The sequence below is a fragment of the Pseudomonas sp. CVAP#3 genome (genome assembly GCF_018986375.1).
GTDB classification, from domain to species: domain Bacteria; phylum Pseudomonadota; class Gammaproteobacteria; order Pseudomonadales; family Pseudomonadaceae; genus Aquipseudomonas; species Aquipseudomonas helvetica.
Genome location: NZ_JAHMSC010000019.1, coordinates 17,525 through 37,088 on the forward strand (window position 1 = coordinate 17,525; position 19,564 = coordinate 37,088).

General features: G+C 57.3%; 23 protein-coding genes and 1 tRNA gene. 5 read left to right on the forward strand and 19 right to left on the reverse strand.

Features of this window, described 5'->3' with window-relative positions; translation table 11 throughout:
- Positions 1 to 102 precede the first annotated feature (102 nt).
- The 9 genes from KRR23_RS24185 to thrS form a co-directional block, all read right to left on the reverse strand.
- A tRNA-Pro gene (locus KRR23_RS24185) sits at positions 103 to 179 on the reverse strand.
- 89 nt (positions 180 to 268) lie between these two features.
- Positions 269 to 625, reverse strand: a complete 357-nt coding sequence (locus tag KRR23_RS24190; protein WP_003179985.1) for a MerR family transcriptional regulator — start codon at positions 623 to 625, stop codon at positions 269 to 271.
- A complete protein-coding gene (ihfA, locus tag KRR23_RS24195; RefSeq protein ID WP_002553164.1) occupies positions 606 to 908 on the reverse strand; it encodes an integration host factor subunit alpha in 303 nt (100 codons plus the stop codon). Before ihfA ends, KRR23_RS24190 begins: the two co-directional genes overlap by 20 nt.
- 3 nt (positions 909 to 911) lie before the next feature.
- Positions 912 to 3,290: a phenylalanine--tRNA ligase subunit beta gene (gene pheT / locus KRR23_RS24200; protein WP_216744560.1), complete on the reverse strand. Its 2,379-nt coding sequence runs from the start codon at positions 3,288 to 3,290 to the stop codon at positions 912 to 914.
- Positions 3,291 to 3,316: 26 nt separating this feature from the next.
- A complete protein-coding gene (pheS, locus tag KRR23_RS24205) occupies positions 3,317 to 4,333 on the reverse strand; it encodes a phenylalanine--tRNA ligase subunit alpha (RefSeq protein WP_007905876.1) in 1,017 nt (338 codons plus the stop codon).
- Between the two features lie 109 nt (positions 4,334 to 4,442).
- A complete protein-coding gene (rplT, locus tag KRR23_RS24210) occupies positions 4,443 to 4,799 on the reverse strand; it encodes a 50S ribosomal protein L20 (RefSeq protein ID WP_007905879.1) in 357 nt (118 codons plus the stop codon).
- Between the two features lie 29 nt (positions 4,800 to 4,828).
- Entirely contained in the window at positions 4,829 to 5,023 is a 195-nt protein-coding gene (gene rpmI, locus KRR23_RS24215; protein ID WP_002553160.1) for a 50S ribosomal protein L35, read from the reverse strand.
- 60 nt (positions 5,024 to 5,083) lie between these two features.
- Positions 5,084 to 5,635, reverse strand: a complete 552-nt coding sequence (gene infC / locus KRR23_RS24220; RefSeq protein ID WP_173860028.1) for a translation initiation factor IF-3 — start codon at positions 5,633 to 5,635, stop codon at positions 5,084 to 5,086.
- On the reverse strand, positions 5,635 to 7,557 hold the full coding sequence (gene thrS / locus KRR23_RS24225; protein ID WP_216744561.1) for a threonine--tRNA ligase: 1,923 nt from the start codon (positions 7,555 to 7,557) through the stop codon (positions 5,635 to 5,637). The genes infC and thrS overlap by 1 nt, the downstream gene beginning before the upstream one ends.
- A gap of 385 nt (positions 7,558 to 7,942) precedes the next feature.
- Here thrS and KRR23_RS24230 point away from each other — a divergent pair, with 385 nt between their 5' ends.
- Both KRR23_RS24230 and KRR23_RS24235 read left to right on the forward strand, forming a co-directional pair.
- Entirely contained in the window at positions 7,943 to 8,242 is a 300-nt protein-coding gene (locus tag KRR23_RS24230) for a hypothetical protein (protein ID WP_145021239.1), read from the forward strand.
- Between the two features lie 293 nt (positions 8,243 to 8,535).
- Positions 8,536 to 8,748, forward strand: a complete 213-nt coding sequence (locus KRR23_RS24235) for a cold-shock protein (protein ID WP_003179963.1) — start codon at positions 8,536 to 8,538, stop codon at positions 8,746 to 8,748.
- Positions 8,749 to 8,820: 72 nt separating this feature from the next.
- On the opposite strand, the gene KRR23_RS24240 is transcribed toward KRR23_RS24235, so the two are convergent.
- Together KRR23_RS24240 and KRR23_RS24245 are read right to left on the reverse strand one after the other, a co-directional pair.
- On the reverse strand, positions 8,821 to 9,135 hold the full coding sequence (locus tag KRR23_RS24240; RefSeq protein ID WP_054596658.1) for an I78 family peptidase inhibitor: 315 nt from the start codon (positions 9,133 to 9,135) through the stop codon (positions 8,821 to 8,823).
- 163 nt (positions 9,136 to 9,298) lie between these two features.
- Positions 9,299 to 9,604, reverse strand: a complete 306-nt coding sequence (locus KRR23_RS24245) for a hypothetical protein (protein WP_054598288.1) — start codon at positions 9,602 to 9,604, stop codon at positions 9,299 to 9,301.
- A gap of 128 nt (positions 9,605 to 9,732) precedes the next feature.
- On the opposite strand from KRR23_RS24245, the gene KRR23_RS24250 reads away from it, so the two are divergent.
- On the forward strand, positions 9,733 to 9,945 hold the full coding sequence (locus KRR23_RS24250; protein WP_123425772.1) for a hypothetical protein: 213 nt from the start codon (positions 9,733 to 9,735) through the stop codon (positions 9,943 to 9,945).
- Between the two features lie 33 nt (positions 9,946 to 9,978).
- Here the strand turns inward: KRR23_RS24250 and KRR23_RS24255 are convergent, their stop codons facing one another.
- The 8 genes from KRR23_RS24255 to KRR23_RS24290 form a co-directional block, all read right to left on the reverse strand.
- On the reverse strand, positions 9,979 to 11,007 hold the full coding sequence (locus KRR23_RS24255) for a nucleoside hydrolase (protein WP_216744562.1): 1,029 nt from the start codon (positions 11,005 to 11,007) through the stop codon (positions 9,979 to 9,981).
- Positions 11,008 to 11,052: 45 nt separating this feature from the next.
- On the reverse strand, positions 11,053 to 11,457 hold the full coding sequence (gene rbsD, locus KRR23_RS24260; protein ID WP_216744563.1) for a D-ribose pyranase: 405 nt from the start codon (positions 11,455 to 11,457) through the stop codon (positions 11,053 to 11,055).
- On the reverse strand, positions 11,454 to 12,371 hold the full coding sequence (rbsK, locus tag KRR23_RS24265; RefSeq protein ID WP_103319789.1) for a ribokinase: 918 nt from the start codon (positions 12,369 to 12,371) through the stop codon (positions 11,454 to 11,456). Before rbsK ends, rbsD begins: the two co-directional genes overlap by 4 nt.
- A gap of 23 nt (positions 12,372 to 12,394) precedes the next feature.
- A complete protein-coding gene (locus tag KRR23_RS24270) occupies positions 12,395 to 13,414 on the reverse strand; it encodes a LacI family DNA-binding transcriptional regulator (RefSeq protein ID WP_216744564.1) in 1,020 nt (339 codons plus the stop codon).
- A gap of 3 nt (positions 13,415 to 13,417) precedes the next feature.
- Entirely contained in the window at positions 13,418 to 14,395 is a 978-nt protein-coding gene (locus KRR23_RS24275; RefSeq protein ID WP_216744565.1) for an ABC transporter permease, read from the reverse strand.
- Positions 14,392 to 15,945: a sugar ABC transporter ATP-binding protein gene (locus tag KRR23_RS24280; RefSeq protein ID WP_216744566.1), complete on the reverse strand. Its 1,554-nt coding sequence runs from the start codon at positions 15,943 to 15,945 to the stop codon at positions 14,392 to 14,394. The genes KRR23_RS24275 and KRR23_RS24280 overlap by 4 nt, the downstream gene beginning before the upstream one ends.
- A 57-nt stretch (positions 15,946 to 16,002) precedes the next feature.
- A complete protein-coding gene (locus KRR23_RS24285) occupies positions 16,003 to 16,956 on the reverse strand; it encodes a sugar ABC transporter substrate-binding protein (RefSeq protein ID WP_054596650.1) in 954 nt (317 codons plus the stop codon).
- A 235-nt stretch (positions 16,957 to 17,191) separates the two neighbouring features.
- Positions 17,192 to 17,647 (reverse strand): hypothetical protein, encoded by a 456-nt coding sequence (locus KRR23_RS24290; protein ID WP_216744567.1) that lies wholly within the window; start codon positions 17,645 to 17,647, stop codon positions 17,192 to 17,194.
- Between the two features lie 349 nt (positions 17,648 to 17,996).
- Here KRR23_RS24290 and KRR23_RS24295 point away from each other — a divergent pair, with 349 nt between their 5' ends.
- The gene (locus KRR23_RS24295) at positions 17,997 to 19,085 is read left to right on the forward strand and encodes an asparaginase (protein ID WP_103319779.1); all 1,089 of its coding nucleotides are present in this window, start codon (positions 17,997 to 17,999) and stop codon (positions 19,083 to 19,085) included.
- A gap of 226 nt (positions 19,086 to 19,311) precedes the next feature.
- Positions 19,312 to 19,563, forward strand: coding sequence for a DUF1654 domain-containing protein (locus KRR23_RS24300; protein WP_311196273.1), 252 nt, complete (start codon positions 19,312 to 19,314; stop codon positions 19,561 to 19,563).
- Position 19,564 lies beyond the last annotated feature (1 nt).

The window sequence follows — 19,564 nt, forward strand, 5'->3', positions numbered from 1 at the left end:
CGCTGAGATTCCAGCCAGAGCCAGTGGTTTTGTGGGGGGGGGGGGAACGACTTTAAATAGAAAGGGGTCGCGAGATAAAATCTCGCAACCCCTTGAATTATATGGTCGGGACGGAGTGATTCGAACACTCGACCCCTAGCACCCCATGCTAGTGCGCTACCGGACTGCGCTACGCCCCGACTAGGCGTGAAACCTGTTCCTCATCTCGAGGAACGCTCAAGAATATATCGCAAGCTTTTGAAAACTGGAAGTATTTAAAAGCAGGAATTTATTTCTTGAGTACCACCAGAACATCTTCGAGCTCGGCGATCATCTGGCGGATCATTTGCTTGTATTGGGTGGTGTCGTCTTTGGCTTCATCGCCGGAAAGGCGCAGGCGCGCTCCGCCGATGGTGAACCCCTGGTCGTAGAGCAACGCGCGGATCTGCCGGATCATCAGCACATCCTGGCGCTGATAGTACCGGCGGTTTCCGCGGCGCTTGACGGGGTTGAGTTGAGGAAACTCCTGCTCCCAGTAGCGCAGCACGTGTGGTTTTACCGCACAAAGCTCGCTGACTTCACCAATGGTGAAGTAGCGTTTGCCTGGGATGACGGGAAGCTCGTCGTTATGACTTGGTTCCAGCATAAGCCTCAACTCGGGCCTTCAACTTCTGCCCTGGACGAAAGGTGACCACACGGCGAGCCGTGATCGGGATTTCTTCTCCCGTTTTCGGATTGCGGCCAGGCCGCTGGCGTTTGTCACGAAGGTCGAAGTTGCCGAAACCGGACAACTTCACCTGTTCGTTGTCTTCAAGAGCGTGCCTGATTTCTTCAAAGAACAGTTCGACCAATTCCTTGGCCTCCCGCTTGTTCAGGCCCAGCTCTTCATACAGACGTTCCGCCATCTCAGCTTTCGTCAAAGCCCCCATACGTCACTTCCTTAACGTGGCGTTCAACCTTTGTTCGAGCGAGGTGAGGATGTTTTGCGTCGTGGTATTCACCTCATCGTCATTAAGAGTGCGCGATGGATGCTGCCAGGTCAAGCCAACTGCAAGGCTTTTTCTATGCGGATCAATACCTTTACCCTGATACACGTCAAATAGCCTGAGGTCCGTCAGCCATTCGCCTGCATTTTCACGGATTACGTCCAGTACAGCACTGGCTGCAACGTCTTTGTCCGCCAGCAGCGCAAGGTCTCGACGCACTTCAGGAAAGCGCGACAACTCGCTGAATTTAGGCATTTTGCCCAACGCCACTTCGGCCAGCACCAGCTCGAAAACAAAGACCGGACGGTCGAGACCGAGGGTTTTCGACAATTCAGGGTGGATAGCGCCGATGTAGCCGACTACGCGACCTTCACGCTCGATGCGCGCGGTTTGACCCGGGTGCAACGCAGGGTGGCTGCCTGGTACGAATGTGAACGAATCCAGCGCACCGGCAAAGCCCAGCACTGCTTCCACGTCGGCTTTGACGTCGAAGAAGTCCACGGTATCGCGACCTTGTGCCCAGCCTTCCGGCAGACGGCCGCCGCAGACCACACCGGCCAGCATCGGCTCTTGCTTCAGGCCTTCCAGCTGACCGACGAAGCGCAGGCCGCTTTCGAACAGACGGACGCGGTCTTGTTGACGGTTCAGGTTGTGCTGAAGCGCCTTGACCAGACCCGGCCACAGGGACGAACGCATGGCGGCCATGTCGTTGGAGATCGGGTTGGCCAGCAACAGAGGCTCGACACCCGGGTTGAACAGTTCGAACTGCTTCGGATCGATGAAGCTGTAGGTGATCGCTTCCTGATAACCACGAGCCACCAGCAGGCGGCGCAGCTCAGGCAGATCGCTACGCGCCTCAGCCTTGGCTTGCGGTGCCAGACGGGCTTGCGGGTAACGAACCGGCAGACGGTTGTAACCGTACAGGCGGGCCAGCTCTTCGATCAGGTCGACTTCCAGGCTGATATCGAAGCGATGGCTTGGCACTTCAACACGCCACTGCCCTGCCCCATCCGCGGAAATCTTCAGGCCCAAAGCGCTGAGCAGACGCTCGACTTCGGTTGAATCCATTTCCATACCCAGCATCTGGGTGATGCGCTGGGCACGCAGGGTGACCGGAGCAATCGACGGCAGGTGCTGCTCGCTGACGGTTTCGATAATCGGGCCAGCTTCGCCACCGGCGATTTCCAGCAGCAGGCCAGTGGCGCGCTCCATGGCTTCACGGGCCAGTTGCCAGTCCACGCCACGCTCGTAGCGGTGCGAGGCGTCGGTGTGCAGGCCGTAGGAACGAGCCTTGCCAGCAACGGCGATCTGATCGAAGAACGCGCTTTCAAGGAAGACATCGCGAGTGGTCGCGGAAACACCGCTGTGCTCGCCACCCATCACGCCAGCAATCGCCAGGGCGCGGGAGTGGTCGGCAATCACCAGCGTATCGCTACGCAGGCTGACTTCCTGACCGTCGAGCAGCACCAGCTTCTCGCCCTCTTCGGCCATGCGCACGCGGATGCCGCCATTGATTTCGGCAAGATCGAAAGCGTGCAGCGGCTGACCCAGTTCCAGCATCACGTAGTTGGTGATGTCGACGGCAGCGTCGATGCTGCGCACGTCAGCGCGACGCAGACGCTCGACCATCCACAGCGGCGTAGGCTTGGACAGGTCGACGTTACGGATCACGCGACCCAGGTAACGCGGGCAAGCGGCGGGTGCCAGAACCTCAACCGAACGCACTTCATCGTGCGCGGCTGGAACACAGGCAACGACCGGACGCGTGACTTCGGCAGCATAGAGCGCACCGACTTCACGAGCCAGACCGGCCAGGGACAGGCAGTCGCCGCGGTTCGGGGTCAGGTCGACCTCGATGCTGGCGTCGTCCAGGCTCAGGTATTCACGAATGTCCTGACCGACCGGCGCATCGGCCGGCAATTCCATCAGGCCGTCGTTGCCTTCACCGATTTGCAATTCGGCTTGCGAGCACAGCATTCCGTTGGACTCAACGCCACGCAGCTTGGCTTTCTTGATTTTGAAGTCGCCTGGCAGTTCGGCACCGATCATGGCGAACGGGATCTTCAGGCCCGGGCGCACGTTTGGCGCACCGCAAACTACCTGGAAGGTCTCCGTGCCATTGCTGACCTGGCAAACACGCAGCTTGTCGGCGTCCGGATGCTGCTCGGTGCTCAGCACCTCGCCCACCACCACGCCACTGAATTCACCGGCGGCCAGCGTAACGCTATCGACCTCAAGACCGGCCATCGACAGACGAGCAACCAGCTCGTCGCGACTTACCTGCGGGCTTACCCAGCCGCGCAGCCATTGTTCACTGAATTTCATCCTGCTCTCCTAAGAATTCGTTACGACTAGCGAAATTGCGCGAGGAACCGCAAGTCGTTGTCGAAGAACAGACGCAAGTCGTTCACGCCGTAACGCAGCATGGCCAGACGCTCAACGCCCATGCCGAAGGCAAAGCCCGAAAACTCTTCCGGGTCGATCCCGGACATGCGCAACACGTTCGGGTGAACCATGCCGCAGCCCATCACTTCCAGCCAGCCAGTCTGCTTGCAGACGCGGCAGCCTTTACCGCTGCACATCACGCATTCCATGTCGACTTCGGCGGACGGCTCGGTGAACGGGAAGTACGAAGGGCGGAAACGCACTGCCAGTTCTTTTTCGAAGAACACGCGCAGGAACTCTTCGATGGTCCCTTTCAGGTCGGCGAAGTTGATGTCGCGGTCGACCAGCAGGCCTTCGACCTGGTGGAACATCGGCGAGTGGGTGATATCGGAGTCGCTGCGATACACACGGCCTGGGCAGACGATGCGGATCGGCGGCTGTTTCGATTCCATGGTGCGGACCTGTACCGGCGAGGTATGGGTGCGCAGCAACATGTTCGCATTGAAATAGAAGGTGTCATGCATCGACCGGGCCGGGTGATGGCCTGGGATGTTGAGCGCCTCGAAGTTGTGATAGTCGTCTTCGACCTCAGGGCCTTCGGCGATGCCGTAGCCGATATGGGTGAAGAACTGTTCGATACGTTCCAGAGTGCGAGTAACCGGATGCAGACCACCCGAGGTCTGACCACGGCCAGGCAGGGTCACATCAATGGACTCGGCGGACAGTTTGGCGGCCAGGTCGGCCTCTTCAAACAGTGCCTTGCGCGCATTGAGAACCTCTGTGACACGCTCCTTGGCAACGTTGATCAGGGCGCCGACTTGCGGGCGCTCTTCTGCCGGCAAATTCCCCAGGGTCTTCATCACCTGAGTCAATTCACCCTTTTTGCCAAGGTAGTGAACCCGGATTTGCTCCAGGGCATTGATATCTTCAGCGCTTTGCACAGCCTCTAGTGCTTGAGAGACCAGCGCATCCAGGTTTTCCATGTACAGACTCCAGATACAAAATAGGGGAAGAGCTTGAAGGCTCTTCCCCTATTTATGACGTTTAACACCTAGCCCCACAGAGGTGAGGCCGGGTGACTGTCGGGGGTACTTAAGCCAAGGTGGCTTTAGCTTTCTCGACAATCGCAGCAAACGCCGCTTTTTCGTTCACTGCCAGATCAGCCAGAACCTTACGGTCGATCTCGATGGACGCTTTTTTCAGGCCGGCGATGAAACGGCTGTAGGACAGACCGTTGATACGTGCACCAGCGTTGATACGAGCGATCCACAGAGCGCGGAACTGACGTTTTTTCTGACGACGGTCACGGTAGGCGTATTGGCCTGCCTTGATTACCGCTTGCTTGGCAACACGGAATACGCGCGAGCGAGCGCCGTAGTAGCCTTTAGCAAGTTTCAGAATTTTTTTGTGACGTTTACGGGCAATGACGCCACGCTTTACACGAGCCATGAGTTACTTCCTCTATTCTTAACCAAAAATTAACGAAGGCGCAGCATGCGCTCGACTTTTGCCACGTCAGACGGATGCAGCAAGCTGCTACCGCGCAGTTGACGCTTACGCTTGGTCGACATTTTGGTCAGGATGTGGCTCTTGAAAGCGTGCTTGTGCTTGATACCGTTAGCAGTTTTCAGAAACCGCTTAGCAGCACCACTTTTAGTTTTCATCTTTGGCATGTTCGGATACTCCGCATTCAGTTGATAAACATAATCGCAAGGCCTGCCGTGCCCTGTTGATTACTTCTTCTTTTTCGGGGCGATGACCATGATCAGCTGGCGTCCTTCCATCTTAGGATGCTGTTCGACCGAACCGTACTCGAGCAGGTCACCTTCAACCCGCTTGAGGAGTTCCATCCCCAGCTCCTGGTGGGCCATCTCACGGCCGCGGAATCGCAAGGATACCTTGGCCCTGTCCCCGTCACTCAGGAAACGTACCAGGTTGCGCAGTTTTACCTGGTAATCCCCTTCCTCCGTCCCTGGACGAAACTTGATTTCTTTTACCTGAATCTGCTTCTGGTTCTTTTTCGCTGCGGCAATCTGCTTCTTCTTTTCGAAGATCGATTTGCCGTAATCCATCACACGGCAAACCGGTGGGATTGCGTCGGCGGAAATTTCCACCAGATCCAGTTTGGCTTCTTCAGCAATACGAAGCGCTTCATCAATCGAGACGATGCCAATCTGCTCGCCGTCAGCGCCAATTAACCGAACCTCGCGTGCCGAGATATTCTCGTTGATCGGGGCTTTCGGTGCAGCTCGTTTATCTTGTCTCATTTCACGCTTAATAATAATTACTCCGAATCTGGGCGACCACGCCGGGAAACCGCTTGCGCGAGGAACTCAGCGAACTGGGCGACGGGCATCGAGCCCAGGTCAGCACCTTCACGAGTACGCACAGCGACAGTCTGCATCTCGACTTCCCGATCTCCAATAACCAAGAGATAGGGAACCTTGAGCAAAGTATGCTCGCGGATTTTAAAGCCGATCTTTTCATTTCTCAAGTCAGACTTGGCACGAAAACCGCTTTGATTGAGAGTTTTTTCAACTTCAGCGGCAAAATCTGCCTGTTTATCAGTGATATTCATGATCACTGCCTGAGTCGGAGCCAGCCACGCAGGGAACGCACCCTCGTAATGCTCGATCAGAATCCCGACGAAACGCTCGAAGGAACCCAGGATCGCCCGATGCAACATAACCGGGTGCTTGCGACTGTTGTCTTCGGAGACGTATTCGGCTCCCAGACGGATCGGCAGGTTAAAATCGAGCTGCAAGGTACCACATTGCCAGACACGACCGAGGCAATCTTTTAGCGAGAACTCGATTTTCGGACCGTAGAAAGCACCCTCGCCTGGCTGCAGATCGTACGGCAGGCCCGCACTATCAAGGGCTGAGGCCAGCGCCGATTCTGCGCGATCCCACAGTTCATCGGAGCCGACGCGTTTTTCCGGACGAGTGGACAGCTTCATTTCGACGTCGGTAAAGCCAAAATCGGCGTAGACATCCATGGTCAGCTTGATGAACGCAGCGGATTCGGCCTGCATCTGCTCTTCAGTACAGAAGATGTGTGCATCGTCCTGGGTGAACCCGCGCACGCGCATGATGCCGTGCAGCGCACCGGACGGCTCGTTACGGTGGCAAGCACCGAACTCGGCCAGACGCATCGGCAGTTCACGGTAGCTTTTCAGGCCCTGATTGAACACTTGCACGTGGCAAGGGCAGTTCATCGGCTTGATCGCGTAATCGCGGCTTTCCGACTGCGTGGTGAACATATTCTCGGCGTAGTTGGCCCAGTGCCCGGATTTCTCCCACAGGCTACGGTCAACCACTTGCGGAGTCTTGATCTCCAGGTAGCCGTTTTCACGCTGGACCTTGCGCATGTACTGCTCGAGCACCTGGTACAGGGTCCAGCCGTTCGGGTGCCAGAAAACCATGCCCGGCGCTTCTTCCTGGGTATGGAACAGGCCGAGACGCTTGCCGATCTTGCGATGGTCGCGTTTTTCGGCTTCTTCGATACGCTGGATGTAAGCCGCCAGTTGCTTCTTGTCAGCCCAGGCAGTGCCGTAAACGCGCTGCAGTTGCTCGTTTTTGGCATCGCCGCGCCAGTAGGCGCCGGACAGTTTGGTCAGCTTGAAGGATTTCAGGAAGCGGGTGTTCGGCACGTGCGGACCGCGGCACATGTCGACGTATTCTTCGTGATAGTACAGACCCATGGCCTGCTCGTTCGGCATGTCTTCGACCAGGCGCAGCTTGTAGTCTTCGCCGCGGCTGGTGAACACGTCGATCACTTCGGCGCGCGGAGTGACTTTCTTGATGACGTCGTAATCTTTTTCGATCAGCAGGTGCATGCGCTGTTCGATCGCCGCCAGGTCGTCCGGAGTGAAAGGACGCTCGTAGGCGATGTCGTAATAGAAGCCTTCATCGATGACCGGACCGATCACCATTTTCGCCGTCGGGTACAGCTGCTTGACCGCGTGGCCAATCAGGTGAGCACAAGAGTGGCGAATGATCTCCACCCCTTCTTCATCCTTGGGCGTGATGATTTGCAGGGTCGCGTCGCTGTCGATGACATCGCTGGCGTCAACCAGCTTGCCGTTGACCTTGCCGGCCACGGTGGCCTTGGCCAGACCGGCACCAATGGATGCGGCGACCTCGGCTACGGAAACCGGATGATCGAAGGAACGTTGACTGCCGTCGGGAAGAGTAATAGTGGGCATGGCGCCTCCTCTCCTAGTGGTGACCCCTACCAAAGGTCACGTGGGTTGGGATGAGCAGCCAGTACGCGATTCAGTCCAGGCCATTCAATAATGAACGCCTGCCTTACAGCGGCAGGAGCCTTGCGGCCAACCGGAAACCGAACCAGAGTGACTGGAGATCAAATCAGGGTTATTCGGGTATTGACCGCTACTGGCGAGCAGATCGTCCAGAGCCTGAAAATACCCAAGCGTTGGATCCTAGCACAGATGAACGGTCGTCGCCGCGACCTTGTTTGACCAACGCCGAATTCAGGGCTTTTGTATCAAAAAGTGAACTTGAGATGTACGGCCCACCTCAAATAGGCTGAGAATCGCCACACATTATCGACCTCACGGAGTTCCAGCTATGCGTCTTATCCGCCTTATCGCCCTTGCCTCCCCACTGATCATGCTGCTCCCGCTGAGCGCGCAGGCTGCCTGGCCTGCCGGGGTTCGCGAAAGCTATATGAAGGACTGCGTTGGTGCCGCCAGTCAGAGCGTCGACCAGAAGACTGCCGAACAGCATTGTGCCTGTGGCGCGGACAAGCTGAACGAGAAGTTTACAACGGCCGAAATCAGCGAGCTGATGAGTAAGACGAAACAGCCGAGTGCGGAGCTGCGAACCAAGGCGCTGGACGCCATTGCGGCCTGCAGAGTCGTTAAATAAGCTGCCGCCGGGCTAAAAACAACGCCTTTGGCGAGTAGAAAACCGCCGAAAACCCGCTATTTCAGACAAATTACGCAGCTTTTACAGCTTTTTTTACAGGACATGTATTTGGCTACAAGCCTTTTAAACCGGGGCTTCCAGCCATATACAGCGACAAAGAACAGACGATACGAAGGCAAACAGCACGTCCGGGGGGCTCCCAAATCGAACATTTCGACTATGATACTCCGGTGTGCCCAGTTGGCCTGAGCAGCACAGCACTACTGAAAATATATGTTTCTTGGAGATACACCATGTCTAATCGCCAAACCGGCACCGTTAAATGGTTCAACGATGAAAAAGGCTTCGGCTTCATCACTCCTCAAGGTGGCGGTGACGACCTGTTCGTACACTTCAAAGCTATCGAAAGCGACGGTTTCAAAAGCCTGAAAGAAGGCCAAACCGTTTCCTTCGTGGCTGAGAAAGGCCAAAAGGGTATGCAAGCTGCACAAGTTCGCCCAGAGTAATTTCCTGGCGCACTAAAAAAACCCCGTCCATGTGACGGGGTTTTTTATGGGCGCAACCAAAGCCTGAAGCAATCAGCCGCAGTTGACGCGGGTAATGACCAGGTTGGCATCGGTGTTGAGATTCAAACGATCCGAACGGTATTCCAGAGTGATCATGTCGTTCGGCCTAAGGACTCGTGCAGTCTGCGACCCGGAACGCGTGCGGGCCTGTTCCAGCAACTCTGGCGAAGCCTTTTTGCCAATGACGAATTCGGCAGCCTTTGCCTCACAACGACCGTTACCGGCCCCGGCTACCACAGGGTCTTTTGCCGACTCGGAGGTACTGCTGCAACCCGCTAACATGACGGCGGCCAGCAAAGTACCCAATGACGCGAGCTTCCAAGGCATGACGCCTCCTTTTCAATAGTTGAACTGCATTCGTGCGACAGCCGTTTGGGCGTTTGGTTTCATGGTCAGTGCCATCCCCCGCCTTCAAAGCCGTCAAACACGCAAGTTTGCCTGAGCTATCACCTGCTGTTCAGTGCGCAATCGTGACTGAATATGAGCAGACTCAGTAGATATCGATGTAATCAAAGGGTGGCTTCGGCCAGTTTTGCTTCAATGCGTTGAATATCTGCATGACCCAGACCTCATCACTGGCGGCAACCATGCCTACATACCCGGAGCCCTTGGCCCACGTCTCAAGGCGAAACAGCAGCCCGTCGATATCCGTTCCGCCGACAACACCTGACGAAATGTAGGCAATTCCTGACTTGGTGACCCGCAACTGGGTGTGCGTATCGTCGCTGGCAGACGCCAGCAGCTGGCGCACTGCCTCTAGCGTCAAGCCGTCCGGGGTATTCAAATCGATCTGCACAGCACTGTCCTTGAAATCTACAAAGCCCAAGTGTCGCATAGCCCTCCGTTCATGCCTAAGTCGGAGTGCCAAAAGCTGCGCAAGGTGGTTAACTCAACAGACAGACTTCCCGACCTCGCGAGACACTCATGACCACCGTGACCATCGACGCCGATATCAAAGTCAGCTGGCCCCAAGGCCACAGCTCTTACAGCCCCAGCAGCCCGGAAGAATTGGCGATTATTGGCATAGACCTGCTGGTCAAGGACCTGGGCACGAAAGCTGCTCAACAGTTCATCGAGCAGGTATTCGAAAAGTACCCCATCGACGACATGGGCGCACCCCACACGGAAAGGGAGTAAAACCCCGCAGACTGGCACCTGCGGGGGTATGGCTTACTTGAGACGGGCGAGACGCCCCGTCAGCAAGTCAAAGAAGCCCTGAGCATCGCCGTTCGCAACCCAGAACGCGTTCTTCGGGGCTTTCAGGCCGTCGTACCAGTCAACGATGGTCTGGCCAAAGGTCGGCCCTTCGCGACTGTCGACGACCACGTTCACCGCACGACCGGTAAACAGTTCCGGCTTGAGCAGGTACGCGATCACCGTGGCGTCATGCACCGGGCCACCAGGAATACCGTAGTGTTCCATGTCGCCTTTGACGTATTCGTTGAGAATATCGCCCACCAGTTTGCTGGCATTGTTGTTCAGCGCAGCAATCTGCTTCAGGCGAGCGTCACTGGTCAGAATCTTGTGAGTGACGTCCAGCGGTAGATAGGTCAGCTTGACGCCGCTTTTGAGGACCACTTCAGCTGCCTGCGGATCGGCGAACAGATTGAACTCGGCCACCGGGGTAATGTTGCCGCCGTTGAAGTGCGCGCCGCCCATGATCACCACTTCCTTGATGCCTTGGGTGATTTCCGGATCCTGAATCAGCGCCAACGCCAGGTTGGTCTGCGGCCCGAGCATTGCGATAGTGATGCTGTGAGGCTTGGCCGCGCGCAACGTGTCAATCAGGTAACTGACCGCATCGCCTTTGGCCAGACCTTTCTTCGGCTCGTGCACCGTGACACCCGACAGGCCTTCCTTGCCATGAATGTTCTCGGCATAGATTGGCGTGCGCATCAGCGGTTTCGGTGCACCCGCATACACTGGCACATCTTCGCGCCCTGCCCACTCGCGGGCCAGCCGCGCATTACGCGAGGTCTTGTCCAGGCGCACGTTACCAGCAACGGTGGTCAGCGCACGAATGTTCAGTTCTTCGGGCGACGCCAGGGCAAACAGCAGCGCCACCACGTCGTCGGCACCTGGATCGGTGTCGATGATCAGATCTATCTTTTCCGCCGCGTGGGCGCCTGTAGCGGTGAGCAAGGACAAAAGCAGCAGACTCCGGATCAGGTGATGCAGTCGTTGAGCATAGCGGTACATAGCGCACTCCTTGTGCGTGGATAAATCGAATCGGGATATGGCGGACTAGAAAGTCACTCCTGCGACCAGCACGATGTTGCAGTACGGCTGACATTCGCCCGTACGAACAATCGCCCGCGCCTGTCGGCTAAGGACTTTAAATTCTTCATGACTCAGCAACCGCCGCTGGCCCATCGCGGCATTGGCCGTCAGCTCGTCGATCGCCTGCAGCGCCGGCGGCTGCTTGAGCAGGACTTCTTCGGCCAGCACATGGCTTTCCACCTGCATTTCACTGAGTACGACGCGCAAGGTACTGACGAAGTCCGGAATGCCCGGGGTCAACGCCAGGTCGATCAACTCAACGCCGGGCGGCACCGGCAGACCGGCATCGCCAATCACCAGCATGTCGCCATGCCCCAAAGAGGCAATCAGCCGCGACAATGCGATATTGAGCAAGGGTGTTTTTTTCATGATGCTTTGAAGGCCTGTACGTCTGACAAGGAAGGAATCGAGGGTTGTGCGCCGGCCCGCGTCACCGACAAGGCTGCTGCGACCTGACCAAAACGAATGGCCTCGACTTCGCTTTTGCCAGCAGCCAATGCCGCGGCAAAACCGCCGACAAAGGTGTCACCGGCCGCCGTGGTGTCTACGGACTTGACCTTGGGTGCCGGAAAATGTTCGCAGCCCTGCCCGTTGGCAAACAATGAACCCTGGGGCCCCAACGTGATGATGACCTTGCCGGCACCGGCGGCAATCAATCGGCTCGCGGCCAACTCGGCGCTCTCCAGAGAGTCCACCGGCAAACCGCTCAGGGCCGACGCTTCGCTTTCATTGGGGATCAGGTAATCGATTGACGAATACCAGTCGGCCGGCAATGGGCTCGTTGCCGGCGCCGGATTGAGGATCACCGTCTTGCCCAGCTCACGACCGCGTTTGAGGGCATAACCAACCGTGTGCATCGGCACTTCAAGCTGACAGATGATCACGTCGGCCGCTGCAAGCACCGCATCGAACCCCGCGACCATGCCAGGTGTCAGCTGACCGTTGGCACCCGCAACGATAACAATCGCATTCTGGCTGTTGTCATCGACCACGATCAGCGCCACGCCGCTGGAGCCCTCGACCGATGTCAGCGCCTGACAATCGATCTGTTCTGCCAGCAGCGCCGCGCGCAATTGCTCGCCATAAGCATCGTCACCCACACAGCCGATCATCGACACCCGCGCACCCAGCCGGGCAGACGCGACCGCCTGATTAGCACCCTTGCCGCCCGACACGGTGGCAAACGACTCGCCATGCAGCGTTTCTCCGGCATGTGGCAACCGCTGGGCGCGGGTCACCAGGTCCATGTTCAGACTGCCTACAACCACTACTTTTGCTGGCATACATCCCTACTCATCAATTCGCTTCAGCGGTATTGGTCGAATACGCCGGCCAGCGGCGCGGTCGACTCTCGCATGACAATACTGGGCGTCACGATCCGCTGATCGGTCGCCAGTTCGGGTGTCGCGATCCGTCGCAACAGTACCTCCGCAGCCATTTCGCCAAGCTGCAGGATCGACTGGCCGACGGTGGTCAGCGCAGGATAGACATAACGACTCATCTGAATATCGTCGAAACCGATGACCGAAAGCTCGCTCGGCACCCGGATATTGCGCTCGGCGGCGGCCCGCAGTACGCCGATACCGATCATGTCGTTACCGGCAAAAATTGCGCTGGGCGGGTGTTTTTCCAGCAACATTGTCGCCGCGTTGTAACCGCCGATGCTGGTGAAATCACTCTCGAGCATCCAATCTCCCGGCACTTCGACGCCTGCCTCTTTCAAGGCCCGGCAGTAACCTGCCAGACGCATCTGCGCCACACTGGTATGTGCCGGACCGCCAATAGTGGCGATGTCGCGATGGCCCAGCTCGAGCAAATGCCGGGTCGCAAGATAAGCACCGTACTCATGATCGATGCGTACCATGTCCGCATCGAGCCCCTCCAGCCCACGATCGACGATCACCATCGGCGTGCGCACGCCCGCCAGCCCTTGCGCCAACCCGCTATCGCCGCCGGCGGACGCGACAATCAGCCCGTCGATGCGTTTTTCCAGCAGCACGCGCAGGTAACTGCGCTGCTTGTCGGGGTTGTCATCGGAGTTGCAGAGGATCACGCAATAACCGTTACGCTCGCAGTAATCCTCGATACCACGGGCCAATTCCGCGAAGTACGGGTTGAGACTGTTGGGCACCAGCAGACCGATAGTCGCGGTGGTTTTCGCTTTGAGCGAGCGCGCCACGGCACTGGGCACGTAATCCAGGCTTTTGATCGCGGCCTCGACCTTGAGCCGAACCTCTTCACTGACCGGCCGGGTCTTGTTCACCACATGGGAAACCGTGGTGTAGGAAATCCCTGCGAGCGCTGCCACATCCTTGATCGTTGCCATGATTCAGCTCCGTCGACTTGCACGTTGGCTGCGGTAGGTGTCCAGCACCACCGCGACCACGATCACCGCACCGGTGATGATGCGCTTGGTCGGCTCGGTCGCACCGATCTGTGCCAGCCCGGCAGCCAGTACGGAAATAATCAAAACACCGAAGAAAGTGCTGATTACCGAACCGCGACCACCCATCAGGCTGGTGCCACCGATCACCACGGCAGCGATGACTTGCAGCTCCAGGCCGGAACCGGCGTTCGGGTCCGCCGCTTCCAGACGCGATATCTGGAACAGCGCGGCAACACCCGCCAGCAACCCCATCAGACTGAACACCAGAATCTTGTAGGGTTTTGGGTTGATACCCGCCAGACGCACGGCCTCTTCGTTGGTGCCGATGCCGATCAGGTAGCGACCGAACACGGTGCGGGTCAACACCGCCTGAGCGATGAAGATGACCAACAACGCAATGATGAACGACGGCGAAATACCAAAGGCAATCGGATTGGACAGCCAGGCAAAGGCATCACCAATGTAGGCCGTGCGCGAGCCGGTCATCTGATAGGCAACGCCGCGAGCCATCTCCAGCACACCCAGCGAAACAATGAACGACGGAATGCGCCAGGCCACGGTGATCGAACCGGTGATGGTCCCGGCCAATGCGGCGGCGGCCATGCCCAGCAGCGCCGCCGGCAAGACACTCCAGCCCCAGCCAAGGATCGCCACGCTGACGGTCGAGGCTGCCAATGCCAGCACCGAACCCACCGAGAGGTCGATGCCGCCGATGATCAACACGAACGTCATGCCGACTGCCAGCACCATCAGGTCCGGAATCTGATTGGCCAGCGTGCTGAAGGTGTCATAAGAGAGGAAATGGCTGCTCAAGACCGAGAACAACGCAATCATCGCCAGCAAGGCACCAGCCAGACCCAGATAGGTACCGAGGCCGTAAAAATTGCTACTACGTTTGCCAGCAGACAGTGCAGTTATCATGGGAGATCCCTAGGCGCCGCTTCATGGAGCAACGCATCACGTTTTTGGTAGCCGGCAAAAGCGGCGGCAAGCAAATCATCCTGAGTCCAGCTGTCGCGCTCGAAGGTGTCGATCAAGTGTCCGGCCGACAACACGCCAATACGGTCGCAGATCAACATCAGCTCGCGCAGATCACTGGACACCACCACCAGCGCCTTGCCCTGACGCGTCAACTCGCCAAGCAACGCGTAAATATCAAATTTGGCACCGACATCGATGCCGCGAGTCGGCTCATCGAACAACAGCACCGAACACTCACGCTCAAGCCAGCGGCCAATCACCACCTTCTGCTGATTGCCGCCCGACAACTCGCAAACCAGCTGCGCAGGACTGGAGCTGCGAATGTGCATCGCGTCGATCTGACGCTGCGCCAGCGCCATCTCGTCACGCGCATTTACAATGCCGCCACTGGAGATCACCGGCATATTGCCCAGGGCGATGTTGGCGCTGATCGACTGAGTCAGCAGCAGCCCCTCGCCTTTGCGATCTTCGGTAATCAGGGCAATGCCGTGACCGACCGCATCGGCGGGCGAACGAATGCTCACCACTTGCGCCGGCGAACCCAGCGCGACCGTGCCACTGTCTGCCGCATCGGCACCGAAGATCAGCCGCAGCAGCTCCGTGCGCCCTGCCCCGATCAAACCGGAAATTCCGAAAATCTCGCCGCTGCGCACCTCGAAAGACACATCGCGAACCTTGTCCGAACGGCTCAGCCCTTTGACGGTCAGGGCCGGCGCGCCGATCTGCCGCGGACCGAGATCGATGTTTTCGCCCAATTCGCGGCCGACCATCAGATTGACCAGTTGCTCGCTGTTGTAGTTGGCCATCGGTTCGACGCAGATCAGATTGCCGTCACGCAATACCGCGATGCGCTGAGCAACCCGCGCCAGCTCTTCCAGCCGATGGGAAATATAAATGATCGCCACGCCACGAGCTTGCAGGCGGGTAATTTGCTCAAAGAGCATCTCGACTTCGCGAGCCGTCAACATCGCTGTTGGCTCATCGAGAATCAGGACATGGCAGTCGCCGATCAGGTTGCGCGCGATCTCGACCATTTGCTGATGACCGATCCCCAGCTCACCGACCAGCGTGTCCGGATCGATCGCATCGAGCCCGACCTGAGCCATCGCGGCGATTGCCGCTTTGCGCAGTTGCTTGCGACTGATCCATCCGCCATTGCTCGGCAGGTTGTCGAGAAACAGGTTCTCTGCGACAGACAGGGTCGGCAGCAGATTGAGTTCCTGCATAACCATGCGAATACCCAGCTCTTCTGCCTGGGTTCGGCTGCCAGGACGGTAATCGCGCCCCTGGAACTGCATTTGGCCGGTGGTCGGAGTGACCAGCCCGCCAATGATTTTCGAGAGCGTGCTTTTGCCGGCACCATTCTCGCCGGTCAACGCCAGCACTTCACCACGCATCAGCGTCAGGTCAATGCCGGTCAATACCGGTTGCGCATACGTCTTGCCGATACCGCTGACCGAAAGGACCGCGTTCGGAGCACAAACTGACATAAAAAACTCTCCATGCGCTCGCCCTTGCGAGCGAGCGCCGTTGTATCGCCAGAATGACTACTTGGTAACCAGCTCAACCGGAGTTTCGATTACGCCGTTGGTGCCGCTGTCGACCTTTTCGCCCTTGAGCATTTTCAGGGCAGTCTCGATGCCGAACACCGCCTGTTTGGCTGCAAACTGATCGGCAGTCGCCAATACGCGGCCATCCTTGAGCATTGGCTTGATGGCATTGATGTTGTCGTAACCGACCACTTGCACCTTGCCCGCCTTGCCTGCTGCGCGCACCGCCGAAACAGCACCGACCGCCATGCTGTCGTTACCCGCCAGCAAAGCCTTGGTTTGCGGGTACTCGCTGAGTATTGAGGCGGCAACCTTGTTGCCTTTATCGATTTCCCAGTCACCGGACTGCAACGAGACGACCTTGATCTGCGCCGCTTCCATTGCGTCCTTGAAGCCAGCGGTGCGAGCCTGGGCGTTGGTGGTGGTGGAAACACCTTCGATGATGCCGACTTCGTCACCGGCCTTCAGCTGTTTGGCCAGGTACTCGCCGACCAGACGCGCGCCTTTGCGATTATCCGGGCCTACGAACGGTACGGTCATGTTCTTGCTTTTGACGACGGCCGGGTCCAGCTGGTTGTCGATGTTGATCACGGTGATACCGGCATCGATGGCCTTCTTGATCACCGGAACCATCGCTTTGGAGTCGGCTGGCGCAATCACCAGCGCATTGACCTTGGCCAGAATCATTTGCTCGACGATGCGCGTCTGACCAGCGGTGTCCGTTTCGTCCTTGATACCATTGGAGATCAGGTCGAAATCGGCAGAATGCTCTTTCTGGTAAGCCTTGGCGCCATCCTCCATGGTCAGGAAGAATTCGTTGGCCAGGGATTTCATGACCAGCGCGACTTTCGGTTTTTCAGTGTCGGCAAAGGCCGAAGAGAGGGGCAAAGCGGCGGATGCGGCAGCCAGCATAGCGACAGCGAGAAGACGTCCAGCGAATGGCAGCTTCATGAGTTCACTCCGATCTTATGATTATTGTGAGCAACGCTTGCACTGCATACGCTTCAAATCCGTTCACCAGCGCTCTGATACGCGGGAACGAGGATCGCCGCGCCCACGGAACCAAACCGTCGACAGGGCTGCGCAAACGTTTGCGTAGACCGAACTATGCGAACCCTGTCGACATTTGTCAACGGTCAGAAAAAACCGTTTTGTGGTCTGTCAGGCGAAAAAACGGCAATGCCGATTATGCCGTGGTGTTGACCACCGATCCGCTATTGGAACCCTTGGCCAGCTCCTTGACCAGGCTGCTGGTCACCTCCATCAGCGCACCGTTGGTTTGAGCGATCTGCCCCTGAATCGCCATGACCGCGGTGGTCTTGGCTTCCGGCGTCGGATATGACGCGGCCTGGGCCGCAGCCAGTTGCTGTTGTTGCTGGCGCAATTGCTCTTGCAGTTCCTTCATGCGTTTGAGCAGCATCTTCACCGTGATGCTTTGGTTACCACCGTCATCCGCTTGGGTCTCAGTGCCCTGGTTTTGCCCTACCGGACCTGTCTTGACTTGCTTGCTGTCACCTTCCTTGCCAGTCGTCAGTTGTGTCTCGGCTTCTGCCCTCGCGTCGTTCAATGCGTTGATCGTAGCGAGCGACTTGCCGCCAATCGTGATGCCGCCTGCGTTTGGAAAACCTACTGAAATGGACATATGAGCTCCTGCACAAAAAATGATCCTGAAGGGATCATCGACCTCTGAGCGGTTTTCTTTAGCACTAATTCCCATTCAAAAATGTGGGAAATCCTAGATTTACGCTGTAGGAGATTTCGGACAGCCGAACGCTTCCATTGCACATATTCGGAAACCCGGACGACTATCGCCTCGAGCGCCACCGCACAAAAGATATAAATCTATATAAATCAAAAGGTTAAAAGATTTTTAAATCGAAGATATGACTGGTACAGATCCTGCTCTTACTGGGTACCCCGGCAACAGATCTGCTTGGGGTGTTTCTAGATGAACCTGCATCAGCACCGTCATCACTATTAGAGAGAAAACAATGAAATCTGCCTTCAACACCTTTATTCCGGGCGCTTTGGCCCTCCTGCTGCTCCTCCCGACTGCACTGCAAGCAAAAGAAGTCGAAACCCGACAGAAACTGGCAAACGTGGTCGTCCTGGCTACAGGCGGCACGATTGCCGGTGCTGGCGCCAGCTCAGCCAATAGTGCTACGTACCAGGCCGCAAAAGTCGGGATCGAACAGTTGATCGCCGGCATTCCTGAACTGAGCCAATTGGCCAATGTTCGCGGCGAGCAAGTGATGCAAATCGCCTCCGAGAGCATCACCAACGAAAACCTGCTGCAACTGGGCCGTCGCGTGGCCGAACTGGCCGACAGCAAAGACGTCGATGGCATCGTTATTACTCACGGCACCGACACCCTGGAAGAGACCGCCTACTTCCTGAACCTGGTGGAAAAAACCGACAAGCCAATCATCGTTGTCGGCTCGATGCGCCCAGGCACCGCGATGTCGGCTGACGGCATGCTCAACCTGTACAACGCCGTCGCCGTAGCGGGTAGCAAAGATGCTCGCGGCAAAGGCGTGCTGGTCACCATGAACGACGAAATTCAGTCGGGTCGTGATGTCAGCAAAATGGTCAACCTCAAGACCGAAGCGTTCAAAAGCCCATGGGGCCCATTGGGCATGGTGATCGAAGGCAAATCCTATTGGTTCCGCTTGCCAGCCAAGCGCCACACCATGGATTCGGAATTCGACATCAAAAACATCAAGAGCCTGCCTGACGTCGAAATCGCCTATTCCTATGGCAATGTCGACGGCACTGCTTACAAGGCCCTGGCCCAGTCTGGCGCCAAAGCCATCATCCATGCCGGCACCGGCAATGGCTCGGTATCTTCGCGCCTGGTTCCAACCTTGCAGGAACTGCGCAAGGATGGCGTGCAGATCATTCGTTCTTCCCACGTCAATGCTGGCGGCTTTGTCCTGCGTAACGCCGAACAGCCAGACGACAAGTATGACTGGGTCGTTGCGCATGACCTGAACCCGCAAAAAGCCCGCATCCTGACGATGGTTGCACTGACCAAGACGTCGGACAGTAAAGAGCTGCAACGGATGTTCTGGGAGTACTGATTCATTGCGTCCGACCGGATCCGGTCGGACGCTTGCCCCCCCACTCGCCCACTCGGGCGAGTGATCTACCCTCCCGCCTTCCCTGCCATTACTTGTGAATAATCACCAATCGGTTTACAGCAAACGGAAAAATTCGCTGTCAGAGGAATTTCTTGAACTTTAAGCAGTTGCGAAATCGCCTACAGTTAAATACTGTATGCACGTACAGCTTAATAAGGATTACCCCGTGGCCACGACCTCTTCAGCAGCGACTAACCCTCCAGGCTCTTACGAACGACTCGGTTTGCGCGTTCAGAAAATCATCAACTCCCCGACCGCCCAAAAAGCCAAGGCCGCCTTGATCTTCCGCCTCCCCGACGAGCCGGTAGATGAATGGGAACGCTTGCTCGAGGAAATCGCCGAGAACGACAACGTCACCCTCGCTTATCGCGACGATGGCGGCGTGCAGATTTTCTGGGTTGTGCCGAAGGAAGATTGAG

What these genes read in the sequence shown, in the direction of transcription:
- KRR23_RS24280 (WP_216744566.1), bottom strand. Translation starts at nt 15,945, where the DNA reads ATGTCAGTTTGTGCTCCGAACGCGGTCCTTTCGGTCAGCGGTATCGGC.
- thrS (WP_216744561.1), bottom strand. Translation starts at nt 7,557, where the DNA reads ATGCCCACTATTACTCTTCCCGACGGCAGTCAACGTTCCTTCGATCAT.
- pheS (WP_007905876.1), bottom strand. Translation starts at nt 4,333, where the DNA reads ATGGAAAACCTGGATGCGCTGGTCTCTCAAGCACTAGAGGCTGTGCAA.
- KRR23_RS24290 (WP_216744567.1), bottom strand. Translation starts at nt 17,647, where the DNA reads ATGTCCATTTCAGTAGGTTTTCCAAACGCAGGCGGCATCACGATTGGC.
- KRR23_RS24240 (WP_054596658.1), bottom strand. Translation starts at nt 9,135, where the DNA reads ATGCCTTGGAAGCTCGCGTCATTGGGTACTTTGCTGGCCGCCGTCATG.
- rpmI (WP_002553160.1), bottom strand. Translation starts at nt 5,023, where the DNA reads ATGCCAAAGATGAAAACTAAAAGTGGTGCTGCTAAGCGGTTTCTGAAA.
- KRR23_RS24190 (WP_003179985.1), bottom strand. Translation starts at nt 625, where the DNA reads ATGCTGGAACCAAGTCATAACGACGAGCTTCCCGTCATCCCAGGCAAA.
- pheT (WP_216744560.1), bottom strand. Translation starts at nt 3,290, where the DNA reads ATGAAATTCAGTGAACAATGGCTGCGCGGCTGGGTAAGCCCGCAGGTA.
- rbsD (WP_216744563.1), bottom strand. Translation starts at nt 11,457, where the DNA reads ATGAAAAAAACACCCTTGCTCAATATCGCATTGTCGCGGCTGATTGCC.
- KRR23_RS24275 (WP_216744565.1), bottom strand. Translation starts at nt 14,395, where the DNA reads ATGATAACTGCACTGTCTGCTGGCAAACGTAGTAGCAATTTTTACGGC.
- KRR23_RS24295 (WP_103319779.1), top strand. Translation starts at nt 17,997, where the DNA reads ATGAAATCTGCCTTCAACACCTTTATTCCGGGCGCTTTGGCCCTCCTG.
- ihfA (WP_002553164.1), bottom strand. Translation starts at nt 908, where the DNA reads ATGGGGGCTTTGACGAAAGCTGAGATGGCGGAACGTCTGTATGAAGAG.
- KRR23_RS24235 (WP_003179963.1), top strand. Translation starts at nt 8,536, where the DNA reads ATGTCTAATCGCCAAACCGGCACCGTTAAATGGTTCAACGATGAAAAA.
- rbsK (WP_103319789.1), bottom strand. Translation starts at nt 12,371, where the DNA reads ATGCCAGCAAAAGTAGTGGTTGTAGGCAGTCTGAACATGGACCTGGTG.
- KRR23_RS24285 (WP_054596650.1), bottom strand. Translation starts at nt 16,956, where the DNA reads ATGAAGCTGCCATTCGCTGGACGTCTTCTCGCTGTCGCTATGCTGGCT.
- rplT (WP_007905879.1), bottom strand. Translation starts at nt 4,799, where the DNA reads ATGGCTCGTGTAAAGCGTGGCGTCATTGCCCGTAAACGTCACAAAAAA.
- KRR23_RS24270 (WP_216744564.1), bottom strand. Translation starts at nt 13,414, where the DNA reads ATGGCAACGATCAAGGATGTGGCAGCGCTCGCAGGGATTTCCTACACC.
- KRR23_RS24255 (WP_216744562.1), bottom strand. Translation starts at nt 11,007, where the DNA reads ATGTACCGCTATGCTCAACGACTGCATCACCTGATCCGGAGTCTGCTG.
- KRR23_RS24250 (WP_123425772.1), top strand. Translation starts at nt 9,733, where the DNA reads ATGACCACCGTGACCATCGACGCCGATATCAAAGTCAGCTGGCCCCAA.
- KRR23_RS24230 (WP_145021239.1), top strand. Translation starts at nt 7,943, where the DNA reads ATGCGTCTTATCCGCCTTATCGCCCTTGCCTCCCCACTGATCATGCTG.